Raw genomic sequence first — 16159 nt, forward strand, 5'->3', positions numbered from 1 at the left:
TGCCTCAAGACCCGCTCAATCTACGACGAACACAAGGCCTGGGCTCACCACAGCACAGCAGCCGCTTGACATTTTGAATCCTGGGATGTCTGCCGCGATCCGCGCGCTACCCGACGTGACGAGGCGCCAAGGTGGCTCGTGCGCAGGCACCCGTCACTTCCCTTGGCCTGACGGTGCAGATAAGGCAGAAGTACCGCGCCTACCACACCACCGAGGCCATCATCGGCGGCGTCACCCCCAGCCTCGCCAATCCGGAGACGCTCCTCCTGGGCCGCCTCGACGAGCACGGACGACTCCGCTACACCGTCGCCGCCCAGATGCGTGAACGACGGCGTACCCTAGCCTTAACGGACTGATGAGTCCGTCTCTGGGTTTGGCGTGGAGCGAGTTCAGCTGGGGGCGTCTTGGTCCTAACCGTCTCTAAGCACAGCTCAAAACACCCCGAGGTGATGGTTCACGAGGTCTGGGCGGTTCTGGCCACGAGCGACAGGTTGGACCATCTAGTCCGCGCAGGCTAGCCTGCGTAGGTACTCGGTCACGGGGTGATACGCCCGGCCACAGCCTCCACTCAGACTGCGGCTCGGCTGCTGCTGGATCCGCGTATCTGGACCGTCACTACCAGGATCTACAGGAAGTCGCGGCTGATGGAAACCGATCGGGATCGTGTCCGCCCGAGCTGTCCTTTCGGCCACTGAGCGTCGGCGCACGGATGACCACCCGCGGCTTCACGTTCGTCGCCGATGAACCGCACAACGGGGCGAGATCGTGACATTGAGGTAAGGCGGCGCCCAAACCGACACTAAACAGTCGGACCATGACGCCGTTCGTTGTGCCCACCTACAGCGAACGTCGAACCACACACAGAAGGAGCAAGAAAATGAATGACACCACGCAGTCCACCGAAGATCTGGCGATCCTCGAGCAGCTCAACCTTGACTACAACAATGCGGACCAGGCCAGCGATGCCAAGCGCTTCAGTGAGTTTCTTGCTGAGGATTTCATCGTGCAGACACCGGGTGTCACCCGCAACCGCGACGAGTACCTCGAGTACATCGCTAAGCCGCGCCCTTTCAAGGATCTCGCGCTGCGTGAGGCCAAGATCCGCATCCTCGGCGACGTTGCTCTGATCCACGGCCGCGCCTCCTACACCCTGATCGCGGACGGCGCGGAGCAAGAAGCTCTGTACACGGACGTGTACCAGAAGCGTGAGGGCACCTGGGTCTGCGTCTCAGCCTGCGCGATCGCTCCGGGCGCCTGACGCCGGTCGAACGAGGCTCCTGGTCGCGAGACACTCGGGTAGGGACCACACGGGAACCAAGGGATAGTTCAGGACAACAGAAATGCGTAGCTCCATGCTCAACACGGCACCAGTGACCAACGTGGCCGGCCGGGGCAGAACGCTCCGGCTGACCTTCATATCTGCGGTGGTCTCCCTGGTGGCCTCGTTTGCCGCTGTGGGCTCGACGATCCCGCTGTTCAACATCTATCGGGCCGAGGACGGGTTCACCAACGCCGGCATCTCGATGACCGTCGTCGCGTACTCCGCCACCACTCTGACCACGCTGCTGGTGCTGGGGCGACTGTCCAATCATCTGGGCCGACGGCCCACCTCGATCGCCAGCCTCGTCCTGCTCCTCTTGGGCTGTGTGCTGCTGTTGAACGTGCACGACATCGGCATCCTGATCACCGGCCGGCTCCTGATGGGCCTTGGTGCCGGGCTGGCCAGTAGCAGCCTCACTGCGTACATCGTCGACGCCGCACCCGCCAGGCCTGCGTGGTTGGCCTCTGTCGCCTCCAGCCAGACAGTCATGCTTGGCCTCGCCGTCGGCGCCATCGCCTCCGGCGCCCTGGTTCAGTTCGGGCCGTGGCCACGCGACCTCATCTTCCTGGTTGTCATCGGCCTTCTCCTCCTGTCTGTCGGTCTCATTGCCGTCAGCCCGGAGACCGTGACTCGGATGCCGGGTGCTTGGCGATCGCTGCGACCTCGGGTCTACGTGCCGGCCCGGGTCAGGCATCTGCTCCCCGTCGCGGCGGCGGTGTTCCTGGCCACCTGGGCGGCCGGGGCCTTCTACCAAGCGTTCGTGCCTGCGCTGGTCGAGGACCAGCTCCACACCAGCAGCCCGCTCATCGTCGGATTGGTGTTCGCCGCCTACATGGGTCCCAGCGTTCTCGGCGCTCCCCTCGGCGGCCGGTTCACAACAACGGCAGCTCAACGTCTCGGCATGATCGCCTTCCTAGCCGGAATGATCGGCATCATCACAGCGATCGCCACCGGCACACTGGCGTTGTTCATCGCCGCAACGATCGTCGCCGGCGCCGCTCAAGGGATCGCCATCAGCGCCGCCACTCGCGGTCTGCTGCACGGAAGCACACTGGCCGAGCGGGCACCGATCCTCAGCGTAATCTACCTACTCTGCTATAGCGGCGCTACGATCCCGGCCCTCATCGCCGGCCGACTTTCCCACACTTTCTCGCTGCCGCAGATTGCGCTCGGCTACGGTGCACTTGCCCTCATCGCTACCCTGTTCACCGCCATCGCCGCACGCAACGCGCAGACCGACACGGCCGAGAACAGCCAGCACGGTGAGTAATCATGTGACGAACCTCGCCGTCATCCGGACCTCACTCGGCCGTGAGCGGGGCGCTGACCGTTTCGTCGACGCCCATCGATCGCGAGAAGTACGTCGATAGCTGCGCCTACGCCTTTGTCGACGACAGGCGGCTGGACGAGTACGACTATCGCCGCGACCCGGGACCGATCTGATGACCATTAACGAAGGGGCACCCCCATGACCGGCCCAGCTGAGCCGACCCGCTACGCCTTCGAGTACCCCGACGAGGCCGGACACCCCGACGAGGAAGGCACCCTCGGTCAGGACCAGGCCGTCCTCATCGACGAGGTGCTCGATGATCCCCATGCCCCCGCATTCGACTTCGCCGTCGTCAACGACGAGCAAGCCGGCATTTACGACGCCATCGTCGGCGACCGCGAGATCGCCGGGCTGACCTACAACGTCGCCGGCGACGACCGACTCGTGCTGCTGGCCGCCTTGGTGTACCCCGAGTTCCGCAAACAGGGCATCGCCACCGAACTGATCCGACGCGTCCTGGACGACGTACGCGCGCAAGGCAAGACCGTCACCATCCTGTGCCCGATCGTGCGCACCTTCATCGAGCACAACCCCGAGTACGCCGACCTCATCGACCCTGCGCACCCGGGAGTGACCAAAGGGTTCACACCGGTCCTAAACCCACCTATTAGCTCCCCGACAGAAAGTGTGACGATGACGATCAATCTCGAGGCCGAGGCGGTCGCCCGTGAAGAGAACAACGCGGCGATCATCGCCGCTTTGGACAAGTCAGGTCTTAGCGAGGTGGAGTCCAGCTGGGAGCTCGATGTCATCAACGACGCGGAGCACGGGCGATGGATCGCCACCCTCGGTGCCGAAGCGATCGCCGAGCTCCCGTACCGGTTCGTGGGCGGCCGTGTCGTTCTGCTGACGACCTGGGTCGATCCCGCCTACCGCAACCATCGGGTAGCCACGGAACTCGTCTCTCGCGTCCTGGACGAGATCCGCGAGAGCGGGAAGAAAATCACTATCATCTGCCCGGTCGTGGGTGAGTTCATTGCCCGCCACCCGGAGTACACCGACCTCATCGATAAGATCCATCCCGGCTCCGGCGCGTACCCCAAGCACGAACCCGTGGGAGGCCAGGACGACGAGCAGCTCACCGCGTTCGAACGCGACCTCGGCTGAGCTACCCTCGCTGACTCAACGCTCACATCATGCCCCTCGACGCGGACCCCGAGTTCGTCCACGAGGACGTGTACCGGCCTCGCCACGAGGTGGACCTGCGGGCGACGGTGCGGCCGCTCTTCTCCGGTGACGGCGACCCCACGTTCCTCTCAACGCCGGATGGGTTCTGGCGCGCGGTGCGCACCCCCGACGGCCCCGCGACGCTGCACGTCCAGATGGGGGCGGGTGCGGATCGGGGTGCGTTCCGGATCCGGGCGTGGGGAGACGGCGCCGAGTGGGCGCGAACGTCCGTACCGGATTTGCTTGGCGCGCGCGACGACTGGAGCGGGCTCGACCTCTCCGGTCACGCGCGGCTCGCTGAGGTACGCCGCCGGTGTTCCGGCCTGCACCTCACTCGAACTGGACTCGTGTTCTCCGCGCTCGTCGCTGCCATCTTGGGGCAGAAGACGACCGGTCGGCAGGCGCACCATTCCTGGCGCTACCTCGTCGTCCGCTACGGCTCTGCCGCGCCGGGACCGGCGCCGCACGGTCTGCGAGTCACGCCGAGCGCGCAGGAGTGGAGCCTCATCCCATCCTGGGCCTGGCACCGGGCCGGTGTACAGCCGTCACAGTCCCGCACAGCCATCGCCGCGAGCAGAGTCGCCGCCTCCGTGGATCGTCTGGCAAGTCTCGACGCCGGCGACGAGCGCGTCGGCGCCGGTCTGCGCAGCATCCCCGGCGTCGGCGTATGGACAGCGGCCGAAACCACCCAGCGGTCCCACGGCGATCCGGATTCGGTGAGCGTCGGCGACTACAACCTCGCAAAGGAGGTCGGCTGGGCGCTCACCGGCAGCCCCGTCGACGATGACGGCATGCTCGAGCTGCTCGAGCCGTGGCGTGGGCACCGGCAGCGAATCGTGCGGCTCATCTCCGCCAGCGGATTCCGCAAACCCCGATTCGGCCCGCGTATCACGATCCAGGACCACCGCGTCCACTGACGACTCCGCGGCCGAACCGCCCACGCATCGGCACGCGCTGCGGTCGAACCGGAAACGGTAAAGCCATCAACCCTTCGTTCAACAGATCCGTTCGTGCAGCAGATCCCTGTTGTATGATCTTGCCCGGCGGGCCGCATCTCATGCGTCTCTTCCATCGGGCTCGCTGTGACTTCGCCCGGGGCGGTCAGGAAGGTAGTTCCGACCGGGCCAGGGCCCGTCCCGCCGCGCCCTGGCAACCGGACGGCCGGGGCGCGCGGCGGGTGTGGCGGGTGGCGTCGGTGGGCGTGGTGGCGTCCGTCGCGGTCGTCGCAGACCGGCTCGACCCGCCCGCCCGGCCGGCCCCGGCCGACCCGGTCGCGGTCGCCCTCCAGCTCGCCCACGACCTCGAGACGCAGAACCGGTACGACGCCGTGGCGCAGATGTACCAGGAGGCGTTGCGGGACCGGCCGACGATGGGATCCGGCTGCGGCTCGCCTTCGCGCTGCTGCGGGCCGGCGACGGCGGCGGCGCGCAACGAACCGCCCGAGAGGTCCTGGCCCGCGAGCCGGATTCCCCCGACAGCCTGCTGGTGCTGGGGCTGGCGCAGCGGAACAGCCGGTCGGCCGAGGCGGAGCAGACGCTGCGGCGTTTCCTGGCCGTCGCACCGGCCCATCCGGCCCGCCGCAGAGATCAAGCGGCTGCTCGGCGCGGGTCAATCCACCGGGCGCTGACAGTGACCCTGCGGAAGCCGGGTGCGGTCAGTCGACCTCGACCCAGTCGAGGGTGAGCTGGACCGTCCACCGGCAGGGTCATTGCGTTGTCGGGTAATCGCTGGTCACCGCGGTGATGAGGTCGTGTGGGCGGCGGTTGGCGCGGGCGATGTTGGTGTCGGCCGTTGGTGCGGTGGTAGCCGATCGAGGTGTTACGCAGGGTGGCGAGGACGGCAGGTCCGGTGCCGGTTCGGGCCTGGTGGAGATCTTCACGGAAAGTGACGTCGCGGACGTGGTGGACCAGGTTTTCGAGGTGCCATTCGAGGCGGGCCCAGTGCTGCAGGTCGGCGGGTTGGGCCTGGTCGGCGGGTAGGGACACCGTGTAGTAGGCGGTTTCGCGGCTGGTCTTGCCGTTGCTGGTGGTGCGGGTGCGGGTGATCCGGACGGCCTGCTGGGCGTGGGGGAACCTGATTGCGCCGGGGGTGGCGACGGTGATGGCTTTGACGGTGCGGGTCTCGTGGCGGCCGTGGCCGGTGTCGCGGCGGCGGTCGGGACGTCTGGCCAGGGCAGGTGCTTGAGCTGCTTGAACAGGGTGGTTTGGTTGCCTTTGGTCGGGATCATCAGGTGGGCGCCGCGGGCGGCGATCTCGTCGGCGTGGGCGGTCTGGGTGTGCAGGGCTTCGGCGATGAACAGCAGGCCGGTCAGGCTGCCCAGCACGTTCTCGACCGCGTCGAGCAGCGGCTTGAACGCGGGGATTTCGTTGCTCTTCGCGGTGATGGTGACCTGGGCCAGGACGATGCCGGTGCTGGTGTCCAGAGCGGAGAGCAGGTGAACCTGGCCGCCGTTGCGGCGGCGGGCACCACGTAGGGTCTTGCCGTCCACGGCGATCACCGTCCGATACCTGCATGGCAGGGGTGTGACCGGCCGGGCGCGGACCTTCAGCCAGCCCGCGAGGACGGTGGATAGCAGCTGATCGTCGAGGCGGGTCAGCAACCGCCATACGGTCGTACCCGCGGGCACCTGACGACTGAAGCCAGGCCGGTCGCGGGCCTGCTCGTCCAGATCATGCAGCCAGTCGGTGATCGCGGCGAACGACGACGCGCCCGCCAGGACGGCGCACACCGCGACCGCGAGCAGGCCCGACAGCGGGTAACGCACTCCACGTGGATCTCGAGGATCCGGGACCGCCGCCGAGGCGTGAAGCAGTCCCGTTGTCTCACTCTCAGTGACCAACCGTGGTCTGGTGTCAGGGCTGCCGGCGAGGCCGGACAGTGCGGGGATCGGGCATGATGACATCGGCGGGTGAGATCCTCGGGGTCGTGAAGCGTAGAGAACTCCATGATCACCGACGCGACCTCACCCGCTCTTCCTGCCTCCACAGAGGCCACTCATCCCATGGATTCCCCAGCTCAGGGCACCCGCCGACCGACTACGCAATCACCCTGCGTCCACCGGGCGGCTGACCGGCACGCCGAGGATTTCCGCCTGCAGTTGCATGCACAGGTCGTTGGCGGTGACGCCGCCGTCGACCTTGAGGCATTCCAGCCTGGGTTTCGGGTCGTGACTACGGATCTTGAATGGTTAGGTTGAGTTGGGTTCGAGGGTCAGGCCGGTGTGGGCGAGGAAGCTGTCGAGCAGGTCGGCCGGTACTGGATGCGCTTTGAGTCGGTTCTTGTCGAGTGCCCTAGAGCGAACGGAGATGATTGTGCAACCGACGTGGCTCATGATGCTTTCGTGGGCTGTGCTCTTTGTGGGTTTGGCCAGCACCGCCGTTGTCGTTGTTGACCAACTTGTTTTTGGATATCGTCAGCCGGTCAAGGTCATGGAGATAGTCTGGCCGGCAACCGCCCTCTACCTTGGCCCAGCAGCCGTCCTGGCCTACAGAAAGTGGGGTAGACCCCAGTCTCCCCGGTGGCTGAACCGGCACGGCAAACCGCCCAGGATGTCGCGACATGCTCCTACGATAATTGTAACTTATCATTGTGCGACGCACTGTACTCTGGGTGTCATCATTGCTACGCCTATCACCTACGGCGTTGGCCTCGAGATATTCGGCAGCACACTGTGGCCCGAAGTCGTCGGCGACTATATAGGCGCAGTGGCCGTAGGCGTTGCATTTCGCTACTCTGCTGCGGCTCACACAGGTGGTCGAAGAACGTGGGCCGCAATGCGGAAATTTTTCAGGACCGACCTGCTGACCGTGTCCGTCTTCGAGTTCGCCCTATTAGGCTGGCTGGCGCTAATGCATTTTCTTGTTTTCCACGAGACCCTGCGGCCTAGTAGTCCGGTGTTTTGGCTCATTATCCAGGTCGGGTTGATCATCGGGTTCTTCGCCGCTTGGCCGCCAACCTTGTTGCTGATCCGCCGCGGCGTCAAAACGGAATTGCTGGGCACGCCGCAGTAGGTGGTGATGCGCCGACGTCCTGGGGCGGAGGGGTGCACGTTGAGCTTGGTGTCGCGCAGAACGGCCAACGCCAGCGCGACGGCGGGCCACCGGTGGGCGTACTCGCCCGGGTGCAGCCGCTCGCCAGCGACGATCCACGCCCGGCGGTGCCGGCGCATGTCCTCCACCAGATGTACCGCGCCGATCCGGTTGAGGGCGGCCAGGAGCACCCGGCGCAGCGGGCGGGACACCGGGGCGATGCGGGGCCGGTCGATCAGCGACTCACCGCCCGAACGGGCGACGAGGAACCGGAGCACGTCGGTGGCGGTGTCGACCAGCGCGGCCACGTGCGCCTCGACGGCGGCCGGGTCCGCAAGTAGCCACGCCAGAACCTGGCCTTCGTCTCCCGGACGGGCACGGCGGCGCACCATACCCAGCGTCGTCTTCGGCCGGCACGGACACGGCGGTCTACGACACCGTCGCAGACGACGACTTCGTCGGCGCCGGCCTGATCGTCGCCCACCTCGCCGAGCTCAGGCACCGCCACATCGCTCACATCGAACACCACGAGACCAATCCGGTACGGCTCGCCGAGATGCCGAACGCCGTGCGCGCCCTGGGCGGCTCCGGCAGGGCTCCCCCGTGGTCGCGGCACAGCTCGACGGCGCGGTCCGACCAACCGCGCCGTAGCGGTCAGGCAGGCACCAGTTCGCGGCAGCGCCGCAGGTTGGCCAGGGCGACCGGCGCGTCACGGCCCTCGATGCCGGCGGCGAGTTCGGTGACAATCGGCGCGGCCCGTCCCGGCTCGCCCGTGGTCACGGCGGCCTCGGCCAGCACGAGGACCGCCTCCGCCGCCCAGGCCCAGATGCCCTTGTCCCGGACGAGGGAAACTGCGTCGAGCGCGTGCCGCGCCGCGTCGTCGGGCCGGTCAGGCAGCAGCAGGCGGGCCAGCCCCGAGCTGGCCTGCACCAGCGGCAGGATCGCGCCGACCCGCCGGGCCTCTGTGATCACGTCCCGGAACTGGCGCTCCGCCGCGGCCGGGGATCCCGAGCAGGCCAGGACCGTGGCGAGTTCGGCGCGGACGTCGAGCCCGGCGAACGGGATCCGCTCCGGGGTGGCGGCCAGCCGGGCGAGGCGGTCCGCCAGCCCGTCAAGCCGCCCGGCGGCCCGGTCGAGCGCCAGTTCGGTCACCTCCACGAGGCCGAGCAGCCGCTCGTACTCGGTCGCCTCCATCAGCCGCCGGGCGGCTGAGGCCAGGGCCGAGGCCCGGTCCAGGTGCCCGGCGTGCAGGGCGCCCTGGGCCCAGTTCAGGCAGGCGCGGACGTGTTCGCGGGGCCGGTCGGCGAGGACCGACGAGGCGCGCATCTCGTCGATGACCAGCCAGGCCGTCGGGTCACCCAGCTCCAGCAGCAGCGAGGCGCGGGCGATCCGCACCTCCAGGTGGGCGACCGGGTCGCCGCTGGCCGCCGCTTCCTCCGCCGCCGCCGCGCACCGGGCCAGATGGTCGCGCACGTGCCGGCCGACCACCGTGTCGGGCGCGGCCAGCACCGCGAGCGCCTGCGCCCGGCGTCGTGGGGCGCGCAGGTACGGCACGGCCCGTTCAATCTCGGTGTACCCGCGCAGCTCCTCGCCCTGCTGCCGCAGCATCCGCCCGAGCACCAGGCCCAGTTCGCCGCGGGCGCCGGGCGGCAGGTGCCGGTCGGCGAGCAGCCGCTCCAGGACCGGGATCACGGGTGCCTGGCTGAGGCCGTCGATGGCTGAGCGGCCCAGCTTCGCGGCGAGCCGGACGCGCACCGGCCGAGGCAGCTCGGCGAGGTCCATGGTCTGCAGCAGGAACCGGGCGGCGGTGGCGTCATCACCGCGTTCGGTGGCCAGGTCGGCGGCGGCTTCGGCGTTGCGGACGAAGTCGGCGCCGCTGCCAGCGAGCCGGTAGTGGTGGGCGAGCTGCGCCACCGGCCGGGGAAGCGACTGCTCCAGCACGCGGGCGGTACGCAGGTGCAGCCACTGCCGGGTGCCAGGGGAAAGCAGGTCGTACACCACCTGGCGGGCCAGGTCGTGGCGGAACCGCAGCCCGTCGGTGGCCTCGTGCAGCAGGCCGGCGTGCTGCGCTGCGTCCAGCGCCGCGCGGACCGCGTCGCCGGGGAGGCGGAGCACTGCGGCGAGGGTTCGATTGTCCGGCACCAGGCCGAGCACCGCGGCGGCGCCGAGCACCGCGCGGGTGGATTCGTCGAGCGAGCGCAGCCGCCAGAGCAGCACGTCCCGGAGTACGAAGGGGACCGTGTCGTCGGCGAGCGGATCGCCGCCCCGTTCGGCGAGGGAACGCAGTACCTCCTCCAGCACGAACGGGATGCCGGCGGTGCGGTTCAGCAGCGTGGTGGTGAGCCGGTGCGGCGGGTCGGCCAGCCGCAAGGTACGGGCGGCCAGCTCGCGTACGTCGCCGGCGCTCAGCGGTGGTAGCGCGATCCGCCGCACCGCCCCCGGCGGGGTGCGGGCCAGCGCGTCGTGGATGGGCGTGCCGCCGGTGGGGGCCGGGGGCCGGGCGGTGAGCACGACGGCCAGGTGGGCGATCGGGTGGGCGCCGAGGTAGGCGAGGAACTCGCAGGTCGCCGGGTCGGACCAGTGAAGGTCTTCGAGCACCAGCACGGCGGGCGTGAGCGCGGTGAGCACCGCGGCGACCGCACGGAGCAGCCGGTGCCGCTCGGCCGGCTGGTCGTTCAGCGGAGGCGGTGCGGGGGGCAGCCGGTCGGCCAGTTCGGGCAACAGCGGGGCGAGCGCGCCGGCTACCGGGTTGACCGGGCCCAGCTCGTCGGCACCGGTCCGGATGGCGTCGAGCAGGGCACCGAGCGGGAACGGCTCCGGCACGTCGTCACACTCGCCGACCAACCGACGTCGGGTGTAGCCGGTGAGCAGCTCCGCGACAAGCCGGCTCTTGCCGATGCCCGGCTCGCCCTCCAGCAGGACCACACAGGGTGGCGTCTCGATGAGGCGGCGCAGCGTCGCCAGTTCGGCCGCCCGGCCGACGAACTCGATGGGTCCGCGCAGGCGTCCAGGGCGGACCAGGGACTCGAACCCGCCCCGCGTGTCGTGCCCGTCAAATCGCCCGTCGCCGCTCGCGCGGGCAGCCAATCATCCGGACCTGATCCGGTGGACGGCCGGGCGGGCCGGCGGTGACCTGTGGCACACCGCCGGCCCGTCCGGCCGCGGGGATTAGGAGCTACGACCGCACCGTGATCGGCAGGGTCTTCAACGGCTCCTTACCGTTGCTCAGCACCACCACGCCGATGTACCGGCGACCGGGGGTGAGCCCGGACCAGCTCAGCCTCAGCTTCACCGTCGCGCCCGCCATCACGCTGACCTGCTTGGGATTGACGGTCAACCGGCCCACCGAGGTGCCGGGCGCGCCGGGCAGCAGGGTGGTGATGGTGTACGTGTTGACGCCCTGACCAGTTGGTGTGTTGAGGGTGTACAACTGCTCGATGATCAGGGTGTAGTCGCCGGCGCCGGGCAGCACTATGTTGGCGCCGTCTCCGGTGCCGTACTTGTACTCGACGAGTTTGCCGGTGCTGTCGTAGACATAGAACATGAAGTCGCCACACGCCGGCAGCGGGTCTGCGCTCCAGTCGATGTCCGTGCAGAGCGGTTTCTCCCCGGTGACGACGATCTGCGCGTTGACCGTGCCGGCGGGTACGTGCACCGTGCCCCGGTATAGCGACGCCGGCATGGGGACCGGCAGGTTGTCCGGCGAGTTCCAGTCCCAGATCGGCGCGTCGCCGCGCAGGGTGGTCGTGGTGCTGGTGCCGGCGGTCAGCCCGATCGGCTGCGCGGCCAGGGTGCCCCGGTAGCCGACCTGCGCGGTCATCAAGAAGCTGCCGGAGGTGCCGGTGCCGGCGATCCGGTCGGGCGTGACCAGCCCGGTGTTCTTCAGGACCAGTGGGATCGTGACCTGGTGCTGGGACTTGTCCCGCCACGTCAGGGAGCCGTCAACCCAGGCGTCGACCGCCCCGGCCTCGTTGGTGATCTGCACCTTGAAGGTCGCGGTCCGGCCCGGGAGCACGTTCAGTCTGGCCGGGGTGACCTTGACCCGGTAGCCGGCGGGCGCCCGCACCGATGAGGTGTAGGTGCCCTTCTTGGTGCTGACGTTGGTGACGGTGCGGGTGACGGTCTGGGTTCCGACCATGTTGCCCATAGCGATCGACGGGTAGTTGAGCTGACTCGTCTCGATCGCACCGGTCGTGGCGCAGTCGTCGTCGGGTACCTGGGCGCCGTTCGCAGCCAGCCCGCACAGGTATCGCTGCCAGTCCTGCTGGTTGGAGTCGTAGACCAGGCCCGGGTCGAACGCGCCGCCCGGGCGGACCTCACCGGCGCCGTAGTTGAACGGCGTGGCGTCCGCGTCACCGAGCTTGATCGGATTGCCCTTGTCGGTGGTGTCCACGGTGGTCGTCATGAGCGCCGAGCGGATCGCCGCCGGTGACCAGTCAGGGTGCCGGGCCCGCAGCAGCGCGGCGATGCCGGCGATGTGTGGGGCCGCCATCGACGTACCCGATTCGAGAGCGAAGTCCTGCCCGCCGAGCGCCGGGGAGAACGCCGCAGCGATGCCCACGCCGGGCGCGCTGATGTCCGGCTTGAGCAGGTCGCCGCCGTTGAAGTACGACGGCCCCGCCGAGGAGAACCCGGCGATCTGGGGCGCCTCGACCGCGGTCAACTGGCCCGCCGAGATCGTCGCCGTCGGGTTGCCCTCCGCGAGGTAGCTGGCGACGGCCGGGGCGTCGGTGTTGGAGATGTGCACGGTGGGCACCGAGTGCAGGTCAGGGTCGAGTGAGTTGGCCGCGTCGTTGTAGAGCACCATGCCGATACCACCGGCCTTCGCCACGGCGGCGCTCTTCGCAACCCGGTCGATGACCCCCCGCCGGCAGAACACGATCGCGCCCGTGACCTTGGCCGGGTCGAGTTCGCCGTCGGTGCAGAGTTCGGCGTTCTGCGGGGTGTCGGGGTGCAGCGCGCTGGCCTTCCCCGAAACCAGTGGTGCCGGCCCGGCGGCGGTGCCGCCCACGCCCACACCGGTTACGGTCGTGCCGTTGCCGAGGGTGAGCGTCCGGCTGTACTGCTGGTCCGTGGTGCTCGCGGCAACCGTGGTCACCCAGGGGGTCGAGTTGTCGACGGTGCCGGCCTCGGGGCCGGCGTTGCCAGCCGCGGCCGAGACGAACACCCCAGCGGCGGCGGCGTTGAAGAAGGCCTGCTCGATCGCGGTGAAGTTCTCGTTGTCGTCACCGACGGAGTAGTTGATGACGTCGACGCCGTCGGCGACCGCGTCGTCGATGGCGTGCACGATGTCAATGCTGCTACCCGCCGCCGAGCCGGCGCCGGTGTCGTAGAGGGCCTTGTAGATTGACAGCCGCGCGGCCGGCGCCATGCCGGAGATCGTCCCCAGGGACTGGTCGCCGACCGAAGCCGGTACGCCGTGGTTGCCGGCGGCGGTGCTCGCGGTGTGGGTGCCGTGACCGTTGCGGTCGCGGGGCGAGTGGTACTCGTCGGAGAACACATCGGCCAGCCCGCTGTAGTTGTACCAGCGGGCCCCGATCACCTTGTTGTTGCAGGTGACCGGCGCCTCGGTACCGACGTCGCAGGTGCCCTTCCACTTCGCGTCGATGGTTGCCTGGTCCGGGCGCGGGGTGGGCAGCGCGGCGAAGCTGGCGCTCTCCGGCCAGAAGCCGCTGTCGATGACCCCGACGATGACGCCCTCACCGGCGTGGGCGACGTCGCCGAACTGCTGCTGCCACACGCCGCCCTGCCCGGTCAGACCGAGGTAGTCGGGGGTGTGCGAGGTCGTGGCGTGCACCTTCTGGTCCTCATACACCGCGGTCACGCCCCGGGTGGCGCGCAGCCGGGCCACCTGTGAGTGGTTCAGCTCGACGGCAAAGCCGTTGAAGGCGGTGTCGAAGGCGGCCCGGGCCTGGCTGGTGGGAATCTTCACGCCGGCCAGTACCGTGTCGCGCTGCCGACGCAGGTGCTCCCGGTACGCCGTGGCGGCGTGGGAACTGCGGTCGAGCCGGCCGGCGCCGGTCGGCTTGGTGGCGGCCAGTCCGGCTACGCCGCCGGTGTAGGTGGCTAACGGCTGCTCGGCGAGTTGCACGAGGTAGCGGGCGGTCGGTCCGCTGCTGGTCGGCGTTGCCGCCACTGCGGCACCGGCTGGCGCGGTCGCCAGCCCTGCCGCGATCAGCGCGACGGTGGCCAGCACGCTCACCGGGGCGCGCCTGATCCGTCCGGGCGGGGGTGTTTTCGGTCGTGGCACGTCGTCCTCCACATTCGGTGCCGGCCGCCACGGCGGGGTGGCGGTGGCCGAAACGTAGGAGCGGCGGCGATCTTCCTGGAGAAACTTTTACCTGCCGGCAATCTTGGAAACAGTCTCGTAACATCGCGGGTACTTTTCGCGTCATTTTCCAGAGCCCAGCCGCCCGCCGGTCCGGGCCGAGAAGCTCGGTGGCGGGTCTTGAGCAGATCGTTCCGCTCGACCGCCCGATCCTGTGCCATGTCGATCATCACGCACCGAGTGAGCGGCCGGACCGGCCGCAGGACGACGTCCGGGCCAACCTGCAGCCGCCGCCCCGGCCAGCCCTCTTCCGGGAAGCCGCTGCCGGGAATGTCGATCAGGAGGTTGGCCCGGAACCGCAGCGGGTCGACGCCCATGCCGCCAGGTTCGCCGCCGCTGAGCTCCGTCAGCCGGCGCAGCGCAGCCGTCGTGATGAGGCTGACCGGACCCTCATCATGGTGCAAGACCGGGGCGTGACACTGCGACCACCATCAACGAGTTCGGCGGTGCCAATGCGTAGCCCTCGGTTCGCGGCACGGGCGGACATCCCACACCACAACCTCCGTCATGCTCCGTAGCGAACGGCTCGGGTCAGATGTGCGCACGGACCTCTGCGACCGCGTCGGCAAGGGCTTCCACTCCGTTCGTGATGGCGCGTTCGGTGAGGGTGGCGTAGCCGAAGATAAGCCCGCCGGGTCCGGCAGGGCTCAATCGGTACCGGGAGACGCCTTGCACGACCAGTCCGTGCCGGGCGGCGGCAGCCACGACCGCAGCCTCGTCGAGGTCGTGCGGGAGCCAGGTTACGACGTGTTGGCCCGCCGCGACACCGTCCGGCTCCAGGTCGGGCAGCCGTGTGCGCAGCGCAGCCAGGAGTGCGCCGCGGCGGCGGCGGTAGACCGGGCGCATTCGCCGCAGGTGCCGGTCGAATTCGCCGCGAGTAAGGAAGTCGGCGAAGGTCAGTTGGTCGATGACGGGAGAGCCGCGGTCGGCCAGAACCTTGGCCGCCGCGATTTCGTCAACCAGGTGTGACGGCGCCAGCAGCCAGCCGAGGCGCAGCCCTGGCGCCAGGGTCTTGCTCGCTGTGCCGCAGTACACGACGGTGTCGGGCGCCAGCCCCTGCATGGCTCCGACGGGCGAGCGGTCGTAGCGGTACTCCGCGTCGTAGTCGTCCTCGATCACCACGGCGCGGCGACGCTGCGCCCAGCCGATCACCCGGGCTCGAGCGGTGGCCGACAGGACCCCGCCGGTGGGCCACTGGTGCGAGGGCGTCAGCACGACGGCGTCCGCGTCGGTCTGTTCGAGCTCCTCGACGAGAATGCCGTCCGGCCCGACCGGGACGCCGATCACCTCCAGGCCGGCAGCGGCCGCGACGCGGCGGGCGTCGTCGTCCGCGGATGGGTCCTCGACGGCCAGCCGGCGGGCGCCGCGCGCCGCGAGCACCTGGATCAGCAGCGCGACGCCCTGGCCGTAGCCACTGCAGATCACGACGTTCTCCGGGCGGGCCAATGTGCCGCGGACCCGGTTGAGGTAGTCGGTCAGGGCCGTGTGCAGTTCGGGCACGCCACGCCCGTCGAGGTAGGCGAAGCGCTCGTTCGGCGTGGTGGTGAGGACCGTACGCACCGAACGCAGCCAGGCGGCCCGGGGGAACGACGACACGTCGGTGCGGCCGTACCCGAAGTCGATCCGGGCCGCCGACCGATCCCCGGCGCGGCGATCCGCTGGCGGCGGAACCGGCTCGACCGCAACCTGGGTGTAGCCGCCAGCCCGACTGGTGAGGTAGCCCTCGGCGACGAGTTGCTGGTAGGCCTCGACCACGACGCCACGCGACACTCCCAGATCGGCTGCGATGGTGCGGGTGGGTGGCAGGGACGTCCCGAGACGCAACCGGCCGGCCCGGATGCTGCCCCGGATCGAGGCGGCGATCTGCCGGTGCAGCGGTTCGGCCGCGGACCGGTCGACATCAATGAGCAGGTCCTGCGCCGTGCTGGAATTGGTCCTGATTCGGCCCATGCAATCGGACCTTACCGGGTGTACCGATTTCCGTC

General features: G+C 69.1%; 14 protein-coding genes and 2 pseudogenes. 9 read left to right on the top strand and 7 right to left on the bottom strand.

What is annotated here, in order from left to right; all coding sequences use genetic code 11:
- Positions 1–173: 173 nt before the first annotated feature.
- From ACFYPS_RS31200 to ACFYPS_RS31230, 7 genes are all read left to right on the top strand, one after another.
- Positions 174–356, top strand: coding sequence for a hypothetical protein (locus ACFYPS_RS31200; RefSeq protein ID WP_354968670.1), 183 nt, complete (start codon positions 174–176; stop codon positions 354–356).
- 521 nt (positions 357–877) lie between these two features.
- Positions 878–1258, top strand: coding sequence for a nuclear transport factor 2 family protein (locus ACFYPS_RS31205; RefSeq protein ID WP_354968671.1), 381 nt, complete (start codon positions 878–880; stop codon positions 1256–1258).
- 112 nt (positions 1259–1370) lie between these two features.
- Positions 1371–2591, top strand: a complete 1221-nt coding sequence (locus ACFYPS_RS31210; protein ID WP_387329142.1) for an MFS transporter — start codon at positions 1371–1373, stop codon at positions 2589–2591.
- Positions 2592–2632: 41 nt separating this feature from the next.
- Entirely contained in the window at positions 2633–2764 is a 132-nt protein-coding gene (locus ACFYPS_RS31215; protein ID WP_387329145.1) for a hypothetical protein, read from the top strand.
- A 25-nt stretch (positions 2765–2789) separates the two neighbouring features.
- Positions 2790–3758 (top strand): GNAT family N-acetyltransferase, encoded by a 969-nt coding sequence (locus tag ACFYPS_RS31220; RefSeq protein ID WP_354968674.1) that lies wholly within the window; start codon positions 2790–2792, stop codon positions 3756–3758.
- 29 nt (positions 3759–3787) lie between these two features.
- On the top strand, positions 3788–4735 hold the full coding sequence (locus ACFYPS_RS31225; protein WP_387329147.1) for a DNA-3-methyladenine glycosylase family protein: 948 nt from the start codon (positions 3788–3790) through the stop codon (positions 4733–4735).
- Positions 4736–5004: 269 nt separating this feature from the next.
- Positions 5005–5445, top strand: a complete 441-nt coding sequence (locus tag ACFYPS_RS31230) for a hypothetical protein (RefSeq protein WP_387329150.1) — start codon at positions 5005–5007, stop codon at positions 5443–5445.
- Here the strand turns inward: ACFYPS_RS31230 and ACFYPS_RS31235 are convergent.
- The 3 genes and pseudogenes from ACFYPS_RS31235 to ACFYPS_RS31245 all read right to left on the bottom strand — a co-directional run.
- Complete coding sequence (locus tag ACFYPS_RS31235; RefSeq protein ID WP_387329260.1) at positions 5405–5989, bottom strand: ISAs1 family transposase; 585 nt, start codon at positions 5987–5989, stop codon at positions 5405–5407. The two genes, ACFYPS_RS31230 and ACFYPS_RS31235, sit on opposite strands and share 41 nt — an antisense overlap.
- Positions 5990–6054: 65 nt before the next feature.
- Positions 6055–6720: pseudogene (locus ACFYPS_RS31240) on the bottom strand (ISAs1 family transposase); the annotation flags it as partial.
- A 147-nt stretch (positions 6721–6867) separates the two neighbouring features.
- Positions 6868–6969 (bottom strand): annotated as a pseudogene (locus tag ACFYPS_RS31245) (FGGY-family carbohydrate kinase); the annotation flags it as partial.
- A 397-nt stretch (positions 6970–7366) separates the two neighbouring features.
- Between ACFYPS_RS31245 and ACFYPS_RS31250 the strand changes: the two are divergent.
- Positions 7367–7828 (top strand): DUF4396 domain-containing protein, encoded by a 462-nt coding sequence (locus ACFYPS_RS31250; protein WP_387329263.1) that lies wholly within the window; start codon positions 7367–7369, stop codon positions 7826–7828.
- A gap of 32 nt (positions 7829–7860) precedes the next feature.
- Positions 7861–8187, top strand: a complete 327-nt coding sequence (locus tag ACFYPS_RS31255) for a hypothetical protein (RefSeq protein ID WP_387329152.1) — start codon at positions 7861–7863, stop codon at positions 8185–8187.
- A 313-nt stretch (positions 8188–8500) separates the two neighbouring features.
- Here the strand turns inward: ACFYPS_RS31255 and ACFYPS_RS31260 are convergent, their stop codons facing one another.
- The 4 genes from ACFYPS_RS31260 to ACFYPS_RS31275 form a co-directional block, all read right to left on the bottom strand.
- Positions 8501–10933, bottom strand: a complete 2433-nt coding sequence (locus ACFYPS_RS31260) for an ATP-binding protein (RefSeq protein WP_387329155.1) — start codon at positions 10931–10933, stop codon at positions 8501–8503.
- An 88-nt stretch (positions 10934–11021) separates the two neighbouring features.
- Positions 11022–14096: a S8 family serine peptidase gene (locus tag ACFYPS_RS31265; protein ID WP_387329157.1), complete on the bottom strand. Its 3075-nt coding sequence runs from the start codon at positions 14094–14096 to the stop codon at positions 11022–11024.
- Positions 14045–14578, bottom strand: a complete 534-nt coding sequence (locus ACFYPS_RS31270; protein WP_387329160.1) for an MOSC domain-containing protein — start codon at positions 14576–14578, stop codon at positions 14045–14047. The genes ACFYPS_RS31265 and ACFYPS_RS31270 overlap by 52 nt, the downstream gene beginning before the upstream one ends.
- 127 nt (positions 14579–14705) lie before the next feature.
- Entirely contained in the window at positions 14706–16124 is a 1419-nt protein-coding gene (locus ACFYPS_RS31275) for a PLP-dependent aminotransferase family protein (protein ID WP_387329163.1), read from the bottom strand.
- Positions 16125–16159: the final 35 nt, after the last annotated feature.

It is taken from the genome of Micromonospora sp. NPDC005087 (assembly GCF_042872965.1).
Classification (GTDB): Bacteria; Actinomycetota; Actinomycetes; order Mycobacteriales; family Micromonosporaceae; genus Micromonospora.